Below are 18,499 nucleotides of genomic sequence, written 5' to 3' on the forward strand. Positions count from 1 at the left end.
AAGTTAAGAGTCCTGAAGGCTTAAGTTAGAGGAAGTATTATCCTCGTTTGTGGCTTCCTGTGCAAAACGTTGGCTTTCTAATTTGAGTTTTAAGCGCAAATCATTCAAGGAGTCCGCATTGCGAAGGGTGTCTTCGTAGCTGATTTTCCCTTCTTCGTAAAGCGTAAACAACGCTTGGTCAAAGGTTTGCATGCCCGGTTCGGCAGATTGCTTCATCGCCTCTTTTAGTTCGGTGATTTTGCCTTTGAAAATCAAATCAGCAATACGCGGTGTGTTCAGCATAATCTCTACCGCTGCAATGCGGCCATCATCTTGTTTTGGGATCAATCTTTGGGAAACTATGGCTTTCAAGTTCAATGACAAGTCCATCAACAGTTGAGCGCGGCGTGCTTCTGGAAAGAAGTTGACGATACGTTCAATGGCTTGATTGGCATTGTTCGCATGAAGTGTCGACAAACACAGGTGTCCTGTTTCCGCAAAATTCAACGCGTGCTCCATGGTTTCCTGAGTGCGAATTTCACCGATTTGAATCACATCGGGTGCTTGTCGAAGCGTATTTTGCAAAGCCTCATCATAAGAGTCGGTATCAATGCCGACCTCCCTTTGGGTGATCAGGCATTTGCCGTGAGGGTGGATGAACTCAATCGGATCTTCAATGGTGATGATATGACCTTGAGAGTGGTGGTTACGGTAATCGATCAAACTCGCCATAGAGCTTGATTTACCGGAGCCAGTAGCGCCGACAAACAGAATGAGCCCACGCTTTTCCTGAATGACTTCGGTCAGTATGTCAGGCAGGTTCAACTCTGCGAAGTCTGGGATGTCACTGCGAATCATTCGGATAACGCTGCCGACATAGCCTTGTTGGAAAAACGCATTAACCCTAAAACGAGCGCCATCGGCAAGGCGGTAGGCAAAGTTGCTTTCTTTAGTCGCCAGAAACTGCTGTTGCTGTGCGGTGGTCATTAATCCCAGAACCAGCTGTTTGCAGGTATCCGGAGAGAGTTCCCCTTGTGTCATGGGAATCAATTGACCATCTTTTTTCATGGAGATGGCGCAACCCTGGGTGATGAACAAATCCGAACCGCCTTGCTGAACAAATGCCGACAGCAGTGTCTGGATTTGGGAAAGAGTTTGTGGGTTGGTTGCCAGCATGAAATTACAAGAAATCCGCTTTGTTGACGGCTTTACTGCGCGCTTCATCTTTGCTGATAATGCCGTTATTCACCAATTGCTTCAAATCCTGATCCAATGTTTTCATGCCGACTTTATTTGAGGTCTGAATCATCGAATACATTTGAGGCACTTTGTCTTCACGAATCAAATTGCGAATTGCCGAGGAGCCGAGCATGATTTCATGGGCAGCAACACGACCACCGTTCACTCGCTTCAAAAGGGTTTGTGAAATGACGGCCTGTAGAGATTCAGAGAGCATGGATCGCACCATGGATTTTTCTTCGGCAGGGAAGATATCAATAATGCGATCAATGGTTTTGGCTGCAGAGCTGGTGTGCAGTGTGCCGAACACCAAGTGCCCGGTTTCCGCAGCAGTCATCGCCAAACTGATGGTTTCCAGGTCGCGTAGCTCTCCGACCAAGATAACATCGGGGTCTTCACGCAGTGCCGAGCGCAATGCATTGCTGAAACTTTTGGTGTCGCGATGTACTTCCCGTTGATTGATTAAGGCATTCTTGGATTGGTGAACGAATTCAATAGGGTCTTCAATGGTCAGGATGTGCACATTTTCCGTGGCGTTGATGTAGTCGACCATTGCAGCCAATGTTGTCGATTTCCCTGAGCCGGTCGGCCCTGTCACCAACACCAGTCCTCGTGGCATCTGTGCAATGCTCTTGAATATTTCCGGCGCATGGATGGCATCCAGTGACAACACGGTGCTAGGGATGGTACGAAAAACAGCGCCCAGTCCACGATTCTGTTGGAAAACGTTGACGCGGAAGCGCGCAACATTCGGCAGCTCAAAAGAGAAGTCGACTTCCAAGTATTCTTCAAACTGTTTGCGTTGGAGGTCGTTCATCACCTCATATACCAACGATTTGACGGATTCGTCGGTTAAATGCTCAGTATCGAGTTTTTGGATATCGCCATCTTTTCGCAACATGGGTGGCATGCCTGATGAAAGGTGCAGGTCAGAGGCGCTTTGTTGGACGGAAAATTCTAAAAGTTGGGTAATATCCATTGCGTTGTGCCTTTATAGGTAGCCTTTATTTATGGGGTCTTATTTTGAAGCAGGAATTTTGTGAATGGTCGGTTCAATTCCCAAGGCTTTATATTGCCGCCAGCGCTCACGACCTCTTTCGATCAAAGCCTCGGATTGATCCAACACTTCAATGGTTCGGGCGTATTGCTGGAAGTCATCGGCAAAGTCGGTGTGAAGGTTGAGCAGGACATCTTCGCAGGGTTCGGAAACCTGCTGAACCCAAAGTTGTATCGGTGCAGAAACTTCCAAAGCGATTGCATGAGGGATAAAGGCTTCCGGACGAAATTGCCACAGAGCGAGGTCAAGGCGTTGAGTTTCCTGATCATCGCCACAGCGAATATCACATAGGCGGTTTTCGCTGTAAATTTTGTTCACCAACTTGGTGATGAAAGCATCTCTTTGTGCGGTTTCAGCGCTTTCCAAGACGTAGAAAAGTACGTCTTGGCTGTCGCTTTGCATTCCTGTCTGTTGTGACATGTTTTAGTTGTCTCAGTTTAGCGCGTGTAGGCTTAATGTACTTGTTCTAGCAGGTATTCAACCAATGCTGGAACCGGACGACCCGTTGCGCCTTTGTTGCTGCCGCTTGTCCAAGCAGTGCCGGCGATATCCAAGTGCGCCCAATCAATGTCTTTGGTAAAGCGCGCAAGGAATTGCGCGGCGGTAATGGTGCCTGCCGGACGACCACCGATATTCGCCATGTCAGCGAAGTTTGATTTCAACTGTTCGTCATATTCTTCGCTCAGGGGTAGTTGCCAGAAGCGATCATAAGTTGTTTGGCTGGCTTTAAGTAGCGCATCCACCAAGTCTTGATCATTACCTAGAACCGCAGAGATATGGTGTCCTAGCGCGATAATACAAGCGCCGGTCAAAGTCGCCATGTCGATGATTTTACTTGGTTTGTACGTTTGTTGTGCATAGGTTAAAGCATCACACAAAATCAAGCGCCCTTCGGCATCGGTATTAAGGATCTCGATGGTTTGACCGGAAAGGGAAGTGACCACATCACCTGGTTTGATGGCATTGCCTGATGGCATGTTTTCAGTTGCCGGAATGACACCGACAACGTTGATTTCAGGCTTAAGGCGACCTAATGCCTCGAATACACCTAATACGGTCGCGGCGCCTCCCATGTCGTATTTCATTTCATCCATGGCAGCGCCAGGTTTCAAAGAAATACCACCCGTATCAAAGGTCACACCTTTACCGACTAGCGCAATAGGTGCCTGGGATTTATCGGCACCTTGGTAGGATAAACAAATCATTTTTGGTGGTGTGATGGAACCTTGTGCAACCGCCATGAATGAACCCATGCCCATATTGATCATTTGTTCTCTTTCAAGAATGTTGCAGTCAAAGTCGTAGTCCTTCGCCATTTGTTTTGCGGTTTCCGCCAAATAGGAAGGGGTACAGAAGTTACTCGGCATGTTTGCCAATTCTTGAGTGACTGCCATCCCTTCAGCAGTAGCTTGTGCTTGGTTGATTTTTGCTTGCCATTCATCACGAGCGTTAATCATGTAGGTGACTTTTTCTAAACGAACTTCTTTAGGCTTGAACTCGGCACTACGGCTGACATGAGTATATTCATAAAGGCTTTTTTGGGTTGCCAGTGTCAGGTGGTAAAGCACGCCCGCTTGGTTGATTTTATCTGAGAACACACTTCCTGCAAGGCTAAGCAGGTTGGTCGCACCGGATTTGGTGATGGCTTTTGCCATGGCATCTGCCGTTTCGGTCAGAGATTTTTCGGTCAATTTTTCCGGTGTACCAAAACCAATCAAACAAATACGGGAAAAGCCTTTTTGGTCGAACAGCATCAGGCTTTCTCCCGACTTTCCTGCAAAGTCTCCTTGTTCCACCAACTTGTTTACCAAGTCAGTCAGATCCCAGTATGCAGCGGATTCCGGTACGGAACCATCATCAAAAACCGGTAACAATAAAGTGTCGAAGTCTGCACTGTCAGCAGAGGATTGAAGAGTGAAGTCGATATGTTTCATGGAATCCAATAGCCTTTCTTTGTTTGATATTTACTGTGCAAGACAGTCACTATCATGATTATTTCTGGGATTAAGGTATAATTTTGCCATTAATCATTTTATTCATCTATTCTAGCGTTTGGCGGTGTTTTTTGCGAATACTTGATAAGTATCTCTATAAAGAATTGTACGCAACCTTTTTTGCCGTATTTTTGGTGTTGTCGTTAATTACTTTCGGAACCGAAGCCACCAAGTTGTTGGCGGTAGCGGTCGATGGTGAAATCGCACCATCTGCAGTCCTACGCGCACTAATGTATAAAATGCCGCCTGCGTTGGAAGTAATTTTGCCACTCGTTGCGTTGTTATCGGTGATGCTGTCAATTGGCCGCCTGTATCAAGACCAGGAAATGGTGGTGCTGAACAGTTGCGGCATCTCGCCCGGTTATTTCCAGAAAAGGGTATTTTGGTTTTTGTTGCCGCTTGCGCTAGTGACCGCATGGATTACCTTATATGTCACGCCTTGGAGCTTCAAGCACGAAAGACTCTTGATGCTAGAAACCCAGACGGCAACGCCGTTGGCGCTGCTGACTCCCGGAAAATTTAATGAATTGCCGAATGGTGAAGGTGTTTTTTATGCCAAATCCATTACCGACGACAAACAATTACAGTCGGTTTGGGTGCGCTTGAATAACGAAGATCGTGATGTGTTGATGGTCGCGCCAAGAGGAAAGTTCGAATGGATAGAGGGCAAACTGGCGCTGGTGCTGTTCAATGGGCATAGCTATGAAGGCTTGGAGAATGGTGATAGCTTTACCGTTCGAGACTTTGCTCGTTTTGAAGGGTTTTTGCCGGAAATCCAAGGTGCCATGCCACAAAAACAGAAATATGAGGTTCCAACCGCTGAGCTTTGGTCGTCCACCTCGTTGGAGAACCAAGCGTTATTACAATGGCGTTTGGTGACACCAATTTCGATTGTGGTTCTGGGACTGCTTGGCTTAAAGATGAGTAAAACGGCGCCGAGAGAAGGGCGTTTTTCCAAGGTGTTCTTGGCATTGGTGCTATATGTGGTGTTCAACCAGTTGTTGGTGACGACGCGTGATTCCATGGAGCATGGTGCTTTCCCTGTGATTATTGGTCTCTGGCCGATTCCTATTCTTTTCTTGGCGTTTGCCTTGTATCAAGGCAGTCTCAAGCCCAGTTGGTTTGAGTTTCCTTCATGGCATCACGTGCAAAATAAACTGACCCGCAAAGTAACGGCAAAGGGCGAATAGCGCAATGAATCTTATTGAACGATATTTGGGACGTGTTTTGGTGAGCTACACCTTGATCGTATTGATGGTGTTGCTCATTATCCTCGGATTTTCCGAATTCATGATTCAGCTCGGAAAATTGGATGACCACTATACTTTAGCGATGGGGTCGCTCTATACATTATTGAAGCTTCCCGTTTACGGTTATGAGATTTTCCCGGTCGCATTGTTGATTGGTACGCTGTTGGGGTTGGGAGGTTTGGCAAACCATGCCGAACTGACGATCCTACGTGTGACGGGTTGGTCGATTCGCCGCGTATTTTGGGGGGTGATGAAGTCCGCGTTGATTTTATGGTTTGTGATTGCGGTGATTGGAGAGACAGTCGCCCCGCATGCTGAAGCCTATGCAAAAAAAATGCGAAGTGAAGCGCTGAATAGGGACTTTTCCATCGGAAGCTCCGCAGATTTTTGGATGAAAGATGAGGATGTGTTTGTCCATGTCGGTAAGGTGATTTCAGAGCGTCAATTCTTTAATGTCAGTCTTTACACCGTGAAAAATGATCGTTTGGAACAAAGGGTTTTTGCTAAAAAAGCAGAGTTTATTGCCAATAGCGAGCACCAATGGCGCTTAACGGGTGTGACGGAAACTTCACTGGGTTGGCAAAAAGAAACCTTGCCGGATTTACCGATTCTTCAAGGCAAAACCAGTTGGCAAAAATTGGATTATCAACAAAAGCACCTGAAGACGATGGAAGTGTCTTTGCCTGTGAATCCTGAGCTTTTGCAGAGTCTGCATGTTGATACCCGCTACATGGGGATCATTGATCTATATCGTTATATCAACTTTCTGGAAAAGAATGATTTGGATGCCGAATCCTATCGTTTGGCGTTTTGGCGGAAGATTGCCATGCCGTTGGTGATTATCAGTATGGTGTCGCTGGTCTTCCCGCTGATTTTCGGATCTCAGCGTCAGGTCAGCATGGGGCAGAGGGTATTTGTCGGGATTCTGATTGGGATGTCTTTTCACTTGCTGAACCAAATCTTCGGTAACCTGAGTGTGGTTTACCATATCTCTTCGGTTTTGGGTGCTTTCTTACCCGCAGTGACTTTGTTTGTCATTTCGCTGTTCTTGATGAGACGGTTGCGGTAAGGGAAGGTTTTCTTTAAGCCCCAACCTGGCAGAGATTAAACATCTACCAGGTTGTGGGCGGCACTAATAGTCCAGCTGGATTTTAACTTGTTGGTAAACCGTATCGACAGTAATAGCATCCATGCACACAGGTTCGGTGCAAGGTGTTTTGCGATGGTTGGCGGCACTCACGCAAGGTGAACAGGCAAGACCCGCAAAGATTGGGGTGCTGTTGCCAAGAGAACCATACAGTTTAGGGGTTTCAGGCCCAAACAATACAAAAGTCTTTAGTGGTGTGATGGACGAAAAATGTCCTGGACCAGAGTCGTTCGTGACCATCAAGTTGGAGATGGTGTATAGAATCGGCATTTCCAACAGTTTAAGTTGACCTGCAAAGTTAATGCAATGTGGGTGTTTGACTTCTTTTCTCAGCTCTTCCGCTTCCGGTTGCTCGTTTGGCGCACCGGTAATCAATACCAAGACATCTGGGTAGTCATTTAAGATGCGCTGCATCAATTCGATGAAGTTCGCTTTTGGCCAACGGCGTTGTGGCAACAAGTCACTCGCGTTCGGGTTGATTAAAACGATTCGATGTTTGTCTTGCTCATAATCCAAATGACAGTGTTTGATTTGTTTATGGATGCGCGCTTGTTCTGCTTCAGTAAAAGTGACTTGATCAAGCTTGGTATCTTCATCTGTAATAAGCACTTTAGCGAAAGGGACTTCTGCTGTTTTTGCTTCTAGCGCATAAATCAATGAGATGAAGTTTTTAGCGATATGGATGTGAGGGTTGTAGCTTACCTTGTGGGTCAGCATTTCACCGCGATAAAGTCCTTCACCATGAAAATTGTGATAACCCACACGGTTGTTAGCACCACTGAAGCCGGTCAATAGTGCTGATACGCGAGAAAACAATTCAAGGTCAATGGCAGTATCGATTTTGTGTTTTCGGCACCAGAATAAATAGCGGATAGCGTCACGCATCAGGGTGAAAAGATTGTCTTCGCAAAGGGTAAAAATGTTTTCTTGAGGAATGGTTTTCAGCAAATCCAAGCTAGGTTTGTTCTTTTTGAAGATGACAAAGAACAGATTGGCGTTGAAATGTTTTTGAGCACGCTTCATTGCCGGGTCGGCGATGATGGTGCTACCCATCTCTGACAGCTCGACAAATAGGATGTTTTTTGGCGTGACAGGCTTTTGTCTGGTAAGCCAGTGAATCAGCTTCAACCAATAAGTTGCTAAAAATGTGAGTGGAATTCCAACATGGTGATCCACTTTGCGCATCATATCAACATTCATTTTCGCAAGAGCTCTCTAATTTCTTATGTGAAGCATTATATATGGCAAGAATGCGTTATAAAAACTTATGTTTACTTTTTAGGTAATAGTATAGCCCTGGTAAGGCACTCAAAATCAAAATGAAACCATAAAGCAGAGACATGGCCAGGACTTGGGTCTGGTCAACACCGATCAGTAGGAAAAGGGCAACCAAAGCACCTTCACGAACCCCCCAGCCCGCAAAAGAAATCGGTAGGATGGTCAGTAAGATAGCTGGCGGAATCAATACCAGATAAGTGACCAGCGGCTCATTGATGCCCACGCTGTGACCGATGCCGAAAATACAAACCATAGACAATAAATGCGTCAAAACCGACAACCCCATTTGCTGACTAATACGTTTCGGAGTCCTATAAATAAATCGGAAACGATTTGATAACTGATAAAACAAACGGGTGATTTTGTAGCGGTCGAACAAAGTCACTTTGCGAATCAATAATAGCACCACTAAACCGACGATACCTAAGATCAATACAATGTTGATGCTCCAAAAAACCTCGTCTGGGAGTAGATTGTTTTCAATCAGGTTTGCCGCCAAGTTCAGCAATAACAAACCGACCAAACCGACAATACGGTCAATAAATACGCCGTAGAAAGCTTCTTTCACTAGGCCGCCGCTGGTAGAGACTTCTGCAATTCGGTAGGCATCCCCGCCGATACTGGTTGGTAATACTTGGTTGAACAGACTGCCTTTGAAGTAACTTCGGAAGTAGAAGGAAAACGGGTGATCAAATTTCAGCAACCCCATGATGAGAGACCAACGATATGCGGCAACACTCTGGCTAAGAATCTGCATGAAAAGCGCGGCGACTAGTAATCCGATATCGGCGGATAAGATGGTGCTAAGCACGCTGCTCATTTCAAACTTATAAAAGATAAACCCGATAATGGCGGCAGATAAAAGCAGTTTAATGATATTGCCCAAAAGTGTCTCCAAGCCGTTTTGGTGTTTTTGTGTGTGGATGTGAATAACAGTCGAGTATTATCGCAAAAATAGAGACCGGGTTGATAGAATTCCTCGCTAAAGTATTCTATTCATGCCTATTTAGGGTTTTGGAGACTCTTGTCGAATAGCTTTTTGCACACTAGGTAGTTGCGCAGCCCAACCAGCATAAACCGGTTCCTGAAAGCCTTGGCAGTAGAACAATCGATAGGTAACGATGATGTGATTATGCGCTTCTATCGGTAAGGTTTTTTCCAGCTGACAGGTTTTGAAGTGTCCTGATTCGTTTAGCTTCAGTGTTTTACTTTCGTAGTCAGGGACGATAACGATACCATCGCTATTTGCTTTCGGGTTGCCGAACCAGAGGTCAAATTGGTCGAAACGGTTGTCGGTGACATAAACCGGCTGCGGGTAAGCATACCAGGCGATGCGGCTTGCTTGTGTCCAGTTAGCAGCGAAGAGTGGGGCGTTGCCATGTTGTTTTTGTAGTGCCTTGGCTTCTATTATGGCGAGCTGCCACCCGTGCAAGTCGCGAACGGGATTGTCTTTAGATTTAAAAGGCATCCATGGGCTGTAAAGCTGTGTGTTGAGTAGGATTGCCAATACTAGGCTGAGACCACTGAAAAAATAAACAAACCAACGCAGAAGCTTCGATGTCCAGTGTTGCCACGCCCAAAAAGCGACGGCGGGCGCGATAAATAACCAAGCCAATTGGGTCCAATGCGGCAGACTCATTTCATAGCCGGAATTCATGGCAAACAGAAGGATTGTCGGTAGTGAAAAGGCGGCGAGCAGTTTATTCGAAGGTGAATGCGACAACCATGCAGTTAGCATCAGCCAAAGCCCCATTAAATAAAGTGTTGGGGTATATAGACCAAATTGTGCCAGCTGCGTGCTGATGACCCTTGTCCAAGACCAATCCTGGTTGTGGGTACCATGGTGAATTTGATAGAGGAAAGAAATCCAGTCATGAGTGGCGTTCCAGTAAAGCACTGGGGTAATCATGATGCCTGCTAAAACAACAGCAAGCCAAAGACCTTTGTCAGTTAACCAGTTCCAGCGGCGTTCCATCAGTACGACCAATATCAACGAGACCACCAAAATGACAGAAGTATATTTTGAGAGTCCGGCAAACCCTATCCAGAAGCCGAGCCATAGCCAATATTTTAAAGTTGGAATGCGTTGTTCAGTTGCATCACGGAGGTTCAGCAGTTGCCAGACAACCATTAGGCTTGCAAACATCAACGGCGTGTCTGGCAGCATGGAGGTGGCAAGCAACTCAAACATAAAAGCCGAGTTGACCAACATTAGCGCCCAGAACCCTACCCAACGGAAACTTGGGTATAAGCGACAGGCTAAGTGGTAGAGTACAAAGTTAGAGGCGGCGAAAAAGGTGATGGGGATGATACGCAGCCCGAAATCGCTATGCGAAAAATGGGAGACAATTGCATTCAACCAGCCGACCATCGGCGGATGGTCGAAATAACTCCAATCCAGTTTCAGCCCATAAAGCGCATAGTGGGCTTCATCGACACTTAAGTTCACTCGACCAGCCAGAACCAAATGCCAAGCGGTCATCGCCACAATCAATAGCAATGCATAGCCGTATGCCGGGTTGTGATGGAGGTTGTGTCGGTAAAATGGATTTTGCATGGGTTTGATTATGTTTGGTTGATAGCGTCTGCTAACAAGGTTTCATGTATCGGCGTTTTCATATATTGGCGTCTTATAGGGCTCTCCAGCGATTTCTCGCACCAGTTTCGGCACAAGATACCCCGGTAATTCTTTGCGGAGCGTTTCGAAAATCTGCCAGGTTGGGGTTGTGTCCACTTCAAAGTGCGCGGCGCCCTCGACCCTATCCAGTAGATGACAATAATAAGGTAATACGCCTTGTGAAAAAAGCTTTTTGCTTAATCGCTTTAAAGTACCGGCAGAGTCATTGACGCCTTTTAACAGAACGCATTGGTTTAACAGTGTAACGCCTACATCGCGATAGAGCTGGAATGTTTGATGCGTTTCATCGCTCAGTTCGTTAGGGTGGTTGCAATGAACGACCAACACCTTGTTGAAACGTGAGGCATTGAGCACCGCCAGCCAATTTTTCATGTTCGCTCGATTTGGAGCGACTACGGGGGTGCGACTGTGGATGCGCAGGGTTTCCAAGTGCGGAATTTGTTCCAGTTGATGGAGCAAGTCTATCAGTCCGGCTTCAGATAACGTCAGTGGATCGCCGCCACTCAATATGATTTCGTGGATGGAAGAGTCGGTCGCTAAGAGCTCAAGCGCCTGTTGCCAATGACGTTTTTTCGCCTGTTCATAAGGAAAGTGTCGGCGAAAGCAGTAACGGCAGTGGATGTCGCACTGCGGGCTGGTAATCAGCAAGGCTCTACCTTCATATTTATGCAACAGGCTTTCAGTTGGGTTGGCTTTTAAATCCCCCACCGGGTCTTGTGAAAAACCTACGGCGGTTTGCGCTTCTTCAATGCTAGGCAGTATTTGGCGGAGCAATGGATCGTCAAGATTGCCTTTTTCGATTTGCTGCGCGAAATGCATTGGTACTTTCAGTTTGAAATCGGAGTTGAGCGTTTTTCGTTGCAGGATTTCCAATGGAATGTCTATCTGGGCGGCAAGTTCGTCTAATCGTTGAATAATCATGATGTTATGTGGCTAAGAAGATGTTTGGCATTATGTGAAAGTCAGCGATTGCCCATTAGACGACGCATAAGTTAAAATATGCCGCTTATTTTAGAGGTTTTAGCGGTAAGCGCAAATCCAATCGGCGGCGCGGGTTTAAATCGCCTCACAATATCATGACAATCAAATAGGTGAAATATGGCTAGTATTAGCACAAGTGAATTCAAAAACGGTTTGAAGTTTTTAATGGATGGTCAGCCTTGTACCATTATTGACAATACAATCGTGCAGCCAGGTAAAGGCCAATCGTTCAACCGCGTAAAATACCGTAACTTGATTACCGGTAAAGTATTGGAAAACACTTTCAAGTCCGGCGAAAAGGTTGAAGGTGCTGATGTTATCGATACCGATTTGCAATACCTTTATAACGATGGTGAATTTTGGCATTTCATGGACCCTTCTTCATTTGAGCAATATCAAGCGGGCTCAGCAGCAGTCGCTGATATGGAAAAATGGTTGGTTGAGCAAGATACTTGCACAGTAACACTTTGGAATGGTGACCCGATCGCGGTTAAACCACCTAAGCAAGTTGTGTTGGAAGTGACTGATACCGATCCCGGTCTGAAAGGGGATACGGCGGGAACAGGTGGAAAACCTGCAACCTTGTCTACAGGGGCGGTTGTACAAGTTCCTTTGTTCATCACTATCGGTGAGAAAGTCATTTGTAATACCGAAACGGGCGAATACGTTTCTCGTGCGAAATAAGTGATTTCTCGCAAAATCGACATCTTGAAAAAACGCTCGGATGCTTTGCATAAGCTCCGGGCGTTTTTTTATGCGCGAAATGTCATCGAAGTGGATACCCCCATTTTATCTCGTGCGGCAGTACCGGATGTACACTTGTCTTCATTGCAAACGAGCGTTGATTTGCCAAATGTCGGGCAACAACTAACCTATTATTTGCATACTTCCCCTGAATACCCGATGAAGCGTTTGTTGTGTGAAGGTATAGGGGATATCTATTATCTCGGTAAGGTTTTCCGAAATGGGGACTTGAGCCCTCGGCATCAACCGGAATTCACCATGATTGAATGGTATCGTTTAGATTATTGTTTGAAAGATATGATTGCAGAAACCTTTGCAGTCGCTCAACAGTTACTCGGCGAAGTGTCAACGGAAATCATGACCTACCAACAGGCATTTGAGCGCTTTGCGGGGATAGCAGATATTCACCATGCCTCTGCCGAAGTTTGTCTACAGTGCTTAAAGCAAAACAATGTTTCTGAAATTATCGGCGTTGATGCCGATGATAAACCGCTTTGGGAGCAGTTGGTGTTGACCGAAGTCATCGAACCGCAATTGGGGCAGGGTCAGTTGACTTGTCTGATGCATTTCCCGGCAAGGGATGCTTCATTAGCGCGCATTTCGCCAGATAATGATTTGACCGCGGAGCGTTTCGAGATTTTTTACCAAGGTATGGAGCTGGCTAATGGTTACCATGAGCTGCAGGATGCCGATGCCTACCGTCAACGCTTTGAAGCGAATCAAGCCTTACGCCGCCAAAACGGTTTGGCTGAAGTGCCGGTTGATGAGGCCTTATTACACGCTTTATCCTCAATGGGGCTGCCGGACTGTTCCGGCGTGGCAATGGGTTTTGATCGTTTGTTTGCCTTGTCCCAAGGCAAGCAAAATTTGTCGGATGTGCTTGCTTTCGGCGCACTTGACGCTTGATGTATAAAGACTCTTTTTCAGAGTTTATCCAGTCTTTTTCAGTCTAAACGGTCGATAATGGCATCGAAGATAGAGGACTTGACAGCCAAGGTATAATAAATAAACCTTATCGTAAATAGATTCAATGTGGAGTTAAAAAGTATGTCAGATTTGTCAATGGTTCAACGTTCGGTGATGACCCTGTTTTCAGACCCAAAAGGCCCAAGCTCTCACCGCGTGCGCTTAATGGCAAAAGAAAAGGATATCCCGATGGATATCGTTGAAGTGAACCTTGAAGAAGGCATGCCGGAAGACTTGATGGAACTCAATCCTTATGGAACGCTACCGACTTTGGTTGACCGTGAGTTGGTACTTTACGATCCACAAGTCATTATCGAATATTTGGATGAGCGTTTCCCACACCCACCATTGATGTCTGTTGACCCGATTTCTAAAGCCCGTTCACGTCAAATGCTTCGTCAAATCGAAGTTGAGTGGTATCCATTGGTAGAAACCATTCAAAGTAGCCAAGACGAGAAAGAAGTCAAAGCGGCACGCCGAAACCTGCAGGAAAGGTTAATTCAAATGATTCCTGTTTTCGAGCATCAGCCATTTTTCTTAAATGAAGAATATTCTTTGGTGGATATCAGCTTGGCAGTGTTGATGTGGCGTTTACCTTACCTAGGTATTGAGCTACCTAAGTCAGCGAAACCGATTACGGATTACGCTAATAAAGTCTTGTCTCGAGAAGTCTTTATGGAATCTTTGTCCGACGATGAGTTGGATATGAGAGACGTGGTTTAAGCGAGTGTCGGATGATTTCTAACCGCCCATATTTAATTCGCGCGATGTTTCAGTGGATTGTTGATAATCACTGGACACCGCATGTTCAAGTGGACGTGAATTATCCTGGGGTAGTGGTACCGCAACAGTATGTTCAAGAAGGTATGATTGTATTGAACATTCATCCTGATGCGGTGCGTGAGCTGCAAATGGATAACCATTTGTTCCGTTTCAAAGCCCGCTTTCAGGGCGTGGAACAGCAAATTTTCTTTTCCCCTGATGCGGTTCTGGCGATTTTTGCTCGTGAGAACGGCCAGGGAATGCCTTTCCCTCCTGAAGCTTACCCAGAGGAAACAGAAGACAATGCAGTGGAAGATGTGTCAGAAATGACCGAATCGAATGCTGTAGACAAGCCTAAAAAGGCTTCGAAAAAACCTCATCTGACAATCGTCAAATAATTTCAGTTTTGAAACCAAACTGGCAGATTTTGTGCAAACGAAGAACTCGGCGCCCGAAGGGGTAAGCCGAGAAAATCTGCCAGGTTGGGTCTTATCTAATTAGTTATAGAATCTTAACCGAAAGGTCGAATCAGCTTTAATGCAGGAAATGCTTGCTGGATTCGTTCGGCGTCTTTTTGCAAAAACATCAGTTTCAGGTTCGGGCCAGCATCCATCGTAAAGTAAACTTCCACGCCAGATTCCCGTAATGCCCAAACCATGTGCATGGCTTCTACCGACTCTGGTTGCCAATAGAGAATAGGCGGCCAAGTCGCAATCATCGTGGCATGCATGCTGAGCGCGTTGTTTTCAGCTAGTGCACCTAGTTCAGAAAAGTCTTGTTGTAATATGGCTTGTTGGATTGCTTGTACATCCTGCTCGGCTTTTTTTGGCCAAGCTTGGTAGAGTTCGCAATGGTTCACTGTTTGTTGCATGCCGGTGGTAGAAGCGACTTTTTTTGCTTTCAAGTCGATTTCAAGCAAGCCGATACAAAACTCTGACCAAGGCGCATCAATGGGTTCGGCAAAACTGTCCAGACCATTTTCTGTTTGCCCTTTATGCCAAATGACAAACCCGTCATAAATAGAACGGCTGGCACTACCACTGCCGAGACGAGCCAGTAGTGATAATTCCTTTTTGGGCAGTTGCCAGTCAAAGCAATCATTTAACGCCAAAACCAAAGCGGCATAGCCTGATGCTGAGGATGCCAGGCCCGCAGCAGTTGGCACGGTGTTTTCAGTATGGATATCAAAAAAGGTATTGGGTGTCTCGCGGAAAAAATCCAAGAATTTTGACAAACGCATGGCAAACGGGTCGTCTTGTTTAAGGCGTTTTCCATTCAGGCAGACGCAATCATGTTGCAGCGTTTTATCAGCCTGTATTTTGGTGTGAGTCCCCAAGCCAGGCAGCGAAATAGATAGACTACTGTTGGTTGGTAGATTGAGCTCAACTTGGCGTTTTCCCCAGTATTTGCTGAGCGCGATATTGACGTCTGCAGCGCCTTGCCCGATTTTCTTCGGCGTTTTGTGGGGGATAAGTTGATTAATGAAATCTTGCGGTGTGTTCATAGGGTCTGAAATTTAAATACTAGTTGTTTTGTTTGTCAGTTAAGTTGTTCTACCGTCATGCCTTGGTAATCGGTTTCGATTTCGATATGTTGGTATTCGGCCAACGCGCTATCATGGTGGCGAACCTGCATGCCAAGACCCAATACGCAATCTCCCAGACCTGACCCGGAAATTTTACTGGCCTGCACGCCAGGAATGCTTCGGAGCTGATAGACAATATGACCAAGGGTGTCATCGTTTACCCCTAGAGCATCCATCAGACCTTGGTAGGTGTTGATCAGTTGGTAAAAGCCGGACATATCTTTTCTTTGCAGAGCATCAAAAGCCTGGCTGGTGACTTTACCCATTATTTTATATAGGTTTTTAAGAATATCGGGTTGGTAGAGCCAGTCACGATGCACTTTGTCCAAGACCTTGGCAGTAGGCGTTTTGTAGCCGCTGTAAACCAGTGTTGCCGGCAGAGAAGCATCGACAGGTATGATGGTCTGTTTTTTCGGGTCGAACAAAATGACACCACCTGCTAAAGAAGCTGCTAAATCGGTTCCCGAACCTCTGCCTTGGATTTGGTGGATGACTTTTAAGCCATGGCGGAAAGTCTCGATAATGCCGTAGGATTTATTCAGATAAAAATGCAATCCTCCCAGCGTTGCGGCCAATACCGCTGCCGAACTACCTAAGCCAAGAGTGTGTTTAAACTCACTGGTGACTGTGATATTAAAGCCTTTGTCGAGTTCTCGTCTCAGATTCTTGATAGGGTAAAGAATCCATTTGAATGTCGAGTCTTCCGGGATGGTGTGCAATTTATCCAAGTGGATCAGGAAGTTTCCAAGAGAAGATTCAATCGATATTTGCATGTCGTCTCGTGTTTGCCAGTCAAGTGTCAAGCGTTGCGAAACCGACATGGCAATGGCTGGATAACCGTGAACGACACTGTGCTCTCCGATGAGCATAAGGTTTGCAGGAGCGCTGCTAGACCAGTTCACAATGACTTCCTTTTTGGCTTAAGTTGATTGCTATGCAATTATAGCCATAGCGGTTACAAAGCTCCAGCGGTGGCAGAGGGCTGAGGCAGAGTAGAACACCGCCATTTTGTCCCTTGTGGTTTCCGGCGCCACACATCTTGGCGACTTGGTCGGGGTTCTGTTCCAATTCCTTGATAAAGTGCTTCACCTTATCAGGCACTATGCCAATTTCTTCCAGCAAAGTTTGGTTTTTTTGAATGCTTTCCTTCAAGCTAAAACTATCTTGGTCCTGCCATGCATTACGGATGTCTTCAGTAATCTGGGTAAAGTGATTCCATATAGGGTGTTCAGCCGGGAAACGGGATTTTACGTGGTTGACGACTTGTCCAGTAGTGCTCTCCGGCGTGCCGGTATCGATCAACCAGGCATTGAACTTATGCGGTGTCAGTGGTTGAAAAGGCTTGTGTTGCAGATAGTACAGCAAACCGCCTTGGAAAATCGTGGTGGGATCAATGCCGCTTGAGTGCCCATGCTGACGGGATTCGATGGCTTTCGCCAAAGACAGTATCTCAACTGTATTAATGGCTTTGTGGTGATGCTTGAACAAACTGTGAAGCAAGCTGATGATGACGGCGGCGGAACTTCCCAATCCTTTACCTAGCAATCCATGACCATAAATTTTGATGTCCCAATGCATCGATTGCAGTTTGAAATGGTGGTGGAAATGATGCAATGTCGTCAGTACCAAATCCACCGGCTGCTTCAATACACTTCGGATAGACATCGCGCCAGACTCGAAAAGCTGGTAACGGCTTTCGATATCAATCGCCATTTGTTGCCAAATAGCAAAAGGAAAAGCATGCTTCTGGTGACAGTCAACCAGTTCGATTTCCACAAAGGGGACTTGGTGAGTATCAATGGCTTCTGAGGTGACTTCACAAAACATGGGTAAGTCAATCGCCATGCTGATTGCGGGGCATTCATTTACGACAGCATGCTCGCCACTGAGTATCAATTTGGCCGGTGCTTTACATAGCGTTTTCATACTGTCTTCATACTGTTAGGCATTTACAAAAGGCTTGGCTCAAGGGCATAATTAATTTCATTCTACGAATGATTATAAACGACAAAGTTTCAATAGAAGCGTTTTCATTCTAGGATGGGAAAATCAATACATTAGATATTGGTAATTATCCCAACAAAAAACTATAAAAAACCAAAGGAGTGTGAATTATGAAACTTAAATTAAGTGCTTTGCTATTTGCGGGCGTGTTGAGTGCACTGCCGACAATTTCAGCCGCTCAGGATATGGCTGTTAACATTAGTCGTCTAACGCTTGATGTTGCCAATAAAATTGCAATGGCTTCTATTGAAGCTTGTCGTGAAAAGGGTATTCCTGTGAGTGTTACTGTTGTGGATCGAAATGGTATTCCTCAAGCGCAAGTGCGCGATACTATGGCACCACCTGTTTCTTGGAATATCAGTTTCAAGAAAGCTTATACCTCTGTAATGTTCAACGTTAAGGGTTCTCAAATGGAGTCTCGTTCGAAAAGTCCTTTGGTGAACTTGGGTGAAGGTCTGGCGTTCATGGCTGGTTCAGTGCCTATCCAAGCGGGTGGTAAGCTTTACGGTGCAATCGGTGTAAGCGGTGCACCAGACGGTAAAGATGATGAAAAATGTGCAGCTGCGGGTCTAGGTGCTGTCATCGATGACCTAGAAATGATGTAATCTTTTCTGTTTTCGATTTTAAGAAAAAACCTCATTTGTTTTTTGCAAATGAGGTTTTTTTGTGCCCAAAATTTGTATTTACAATAGTATTTTCTAATATTAAAACTTAATAATATTTTTATCTCTTTTACCGGTATAAATAAAAATATATTCTTTTTAATCAATTACTTAGCCAGATTTTTTTCTTCGTAAAAGTTCGTAGAAAAAACCTTTATCTTTCTATTAAAAAAATCATTTATAAAAACTCATCAAAAAAATTGATTCTCCTAA

The 18,499-nt window shown here is 45.6% G+C and carries 18 protein-coding genes; 7 read left to right on the plus strand and 11 right to left on the minus strand.

Annotation, left to right across the window (positions count from 1 at the left end):
• Positions 1-3: 3 nt before the first annotated feature.
• The 4 genes from HVMH_RS02530 to HVMH_RS02545 are packed head-to-tail and all read right to left on the minus strand — an operon-like array spanning position 4 to position 4,209.
• Positions 4-1,155 carry a PilT/PilU family type 4a pilus ATPase gene (locus tag HVMH_RS02530; protein WP_051623159.1) on the minus strand — a complete coding sequence of 384 codons (1,152 nt, stop codon included), beginning with the start codon at positions 1,153-1,155 and terminating at the stop codon, positions 4-6.
• Positions 1,156-1,159: 4 nt separating this feature from the next.
• Positions 1,160-2,197 (minus strand): type IV pilus twitching motility protein PilT, encoded by a 1,038-nt coding sequence (locus tag HVMH_RS02535; RefSeq protein WP_029907579.1) that lies wholly within the window; start codon positions 2,195-2,197, stop codon positions 1,160-1,162.
• 39 nt (positions 2,198-2,236) lie between these two features.
• Entirely contained in the window at positions 2,237-2,695 is a 459-nt protein-coding gene (locus tag HVMH_RS02540; protein ID WP_035629133.1) for a DNA polymerase III subunit chi, read from the minus strand.
• A 32-nt stretch (positions 2,696-2,727) separates the two neighbouring features.
• Entirely contained in the window at positions 2,728-4,209 is a 1,482-nt protein-coding gene (locus HVMH_RS02545; RefSeq protein ID WP_029907583.1) for a leucyl aminopeptidase, read from the minus strand.
• A 131-nt stretch (positions 4,210-4,340) separates the two neighbouring features.
• Between HVMH_RS02545 and lptF the strand changes: the two genes are divergently transcribed.
• The gene (lptF, locus tag HVMH_RS02550) at positions 4,341-5,459 is read left to right on the plus strand and encodes an LPS export ABC transporter permease LptF (protein WP_051623160.1); all 1,119 of its coding nucleotides are present in this window, start codon (positions 4,341-4,343) and stop codon (positions 5,457-5,459) included.
• Between the two features lie 4 nt (positions 5,460-5,463).
• Complete coding sequence (gene lptG / locus HVMH_RS02555; protein ID WP_029907588.1) at positions 5,464-6,588, plus strand: LPS export ABC transporter permease LptG; 1,125 nt, start codon at positions 5,464-5,466, stop codon at positions 6,586-6,588.
• A gap of 63 nt (positions 6,589-6,651) precedes the next feature.
• Here lptG and HVMH_RS02560 read toward each other — a convergent pair whose 3' ends face one another.
• The 4 genes from HVMH_RS02560 to epmB all read right to left on the minus strand — a co-directional run bounded on the left by HVMH_RS02560 (position 6,652) and on the right by epmB (position 11,503).
• The gene (locus HVMH_RS02560) at positions 6,652-7,854 is read right to left on the minus strand and encodes a glycosyltransferase family 9 protein (protein ID WP_232087791.1); all 1,203 of its coding nucleotides are present in this window, start codon (positions 7,852-7,854) and stop codon (positions 6,652-6,654) included.
• A gap of 67 nt (positions 7,855-7,921) precedes the next feature.
• Positions 7,922-8,830: a lysylphosphatidylglycerol synthase transmembrane domain-containing protein gene (locus tag HVMH_RS02565; RefSeq protein WP_029907593.1), complete on the minus strand. Its 909-nt coding sequence runs from the start codon at positions 8,828-8,830 to the stop codon at positions 7,922-7,924.
• 120 nt (positions 8,831-8,950) lie between these two features.
• The gene (locus HVMH_RS02570) at positions 8,951-10,501 is read right to left on the minus strand and encodes an ArnT family glycosyltransferase (protein WP_029907594.1); all 1,551 of its coding nucleotides are present in this window, start codon (positions 10,499-10,501) and stop codon (positions 8,951-8,953) included.
• A 42-nt stretch (positions 10,502-10,543) separates the two neighbouring features.
• Positions 10,544-11,503, minus strand: coding sequence for an EF-P beta-lysylation protein EpmB (gene epmB / locus HVMH_RS02575; protein WP_155837709.1), 960 nt, complete (start codon positions 11,501-11,503; stop codon positions 10,544-10,546).
• Between the two features lie 177 nt (positions 11,504-11,680).
• On the opposite strand from epmB, the gene efp reads away from it, so the two are divergent.
• The 4 genes from efp to HVMH_RS02595 all read left to right on the plus strand — a co-directional run bounded on the left by efp (position 11,681) and on the right by HVMH_RS02595 (position 14,433).
• Positions 11,681-12,247 carry an elongation factor P gene (gene efp, locus HVMH_RS02580; protein ID WP_029907598.1) on the plus strand — a complete coding sequence of 189 codons (567 nt, stop codon included), beginning with the start codon at positions 11,681-11,683 and terminating at the stop codon, positions 12,245-12,247.
• Positions 12,248-13,213, plus strand: a complete 966-nt coding sequence (gene epmA / locus HVMH_RS02585; protein ID WP_029907600.1) for an EF-P lysine aminoacylase EpmA — start codon at positions 12,248-12,250, stop codon at positions 13,211-13,213. It begins immediately after the preceding gene.
• Between the two features lie 141 nt (positions 13,214-13,354).
• Positions 13,355-13,996 carry a glutathione S-transferase N-terminal domain-containing protein gene (locus HVMH_RS02590; RefSeq protein WP_029907602.1) on the plus strand — a complete coding sequence of 214 codons (642 nt, stop codon included), beginning with the start codon at positions 13,355-13,357 and terminating at the stop codon, positions 13,994-13,996.
• Between the two features lie 11 nt (positions 13,997-14,007).
• Positions 14,008-14,433: a ClpXP protease specificity-enhancing factor gene (locus HVMH_RS02595; protein WP_029907604.1), complete on the plus strand. Its 426-nt coding sequence runs from the start codon at positions 14,008-14,010 to the stop codon at positions 14,431-14,433.
• 113 nt (positions 14,434-14,546) lie between these two features.
• Here HVMH_RS02595 and mvaD read toward each other — a convergent pair whose 3' ends face one another.
• The 3 genes from mvaD to HVMH_RS02610 are packed head-to-tail and all read right to left on the minus strand — an operon-like array spanning position 14,547 to position 17,546.
• Positions 14,547-15,539, minus strand: coding sequence for a diphosphomevalonate decarboxylase (gene mvaD / locus HVMH_RS02600; protein WP_029907606.1), 993 nt, complete (start codon positions 15,537-15,539; stop codon positions 14,547-14,549).
• A gap of 35 nt (positions 15,540-15,574) precedes the next feature.
• Positions 15,575-16,522: a mevalonate kinase family protein gene (locus HVMH_RS02605; protein ID WP_051623161.1), complete on the minus strand. Its 948-nt coding sequence runs from the start codon at positions 16,520-16,522 to the stop codon at positions 15,575-15,577.
• Positions 16,509-17,546 carry a mevalonate kinase family protein gene (locus HVMH_RS02610; protein WP_029907610.1) on the minus strand — a complete coding sequence of 346 codons (1,038 nt, stop codon included), beginning with the start codon at positions 17,544-17,546 and terminating at the stop codon, positions 16,509-16,511. The genes HVMH_RS02605 and HVMH_RS02610 overlap by 14 nt, the downstream gene beginning before the upstream one ends.
• A 188-nt stretch (positions 17,547-17,734) precedes the next feature.
• On the opposite strand from HVMH_RS02610, the gene HVMH_RS02615 reads away from it, so the two are divergent.
• A complete protein-coding gene (locus HVMH_RS02615; RefSeq protein ID WP_029907613.1) occupies positions 17,735-18,229 on the plus strand; it encodes a GlcG/HbpS family heme-binding protein in 495 nt (164 codons plus the stop codon).
• Positions 18,230-18,499: the final 270 nt, after the last annotated feature.

It is taken from the genome of Hydrogenovibrio marinus (assembly GCF_013340845.1).
GTDB lineage: Bacteria > Pseudomonadota > Gammaproteobacteria > Thiomicrospirales > Thiomicrospiraceae > Hydrogenovibrio > Hydrogenovibrio marinus.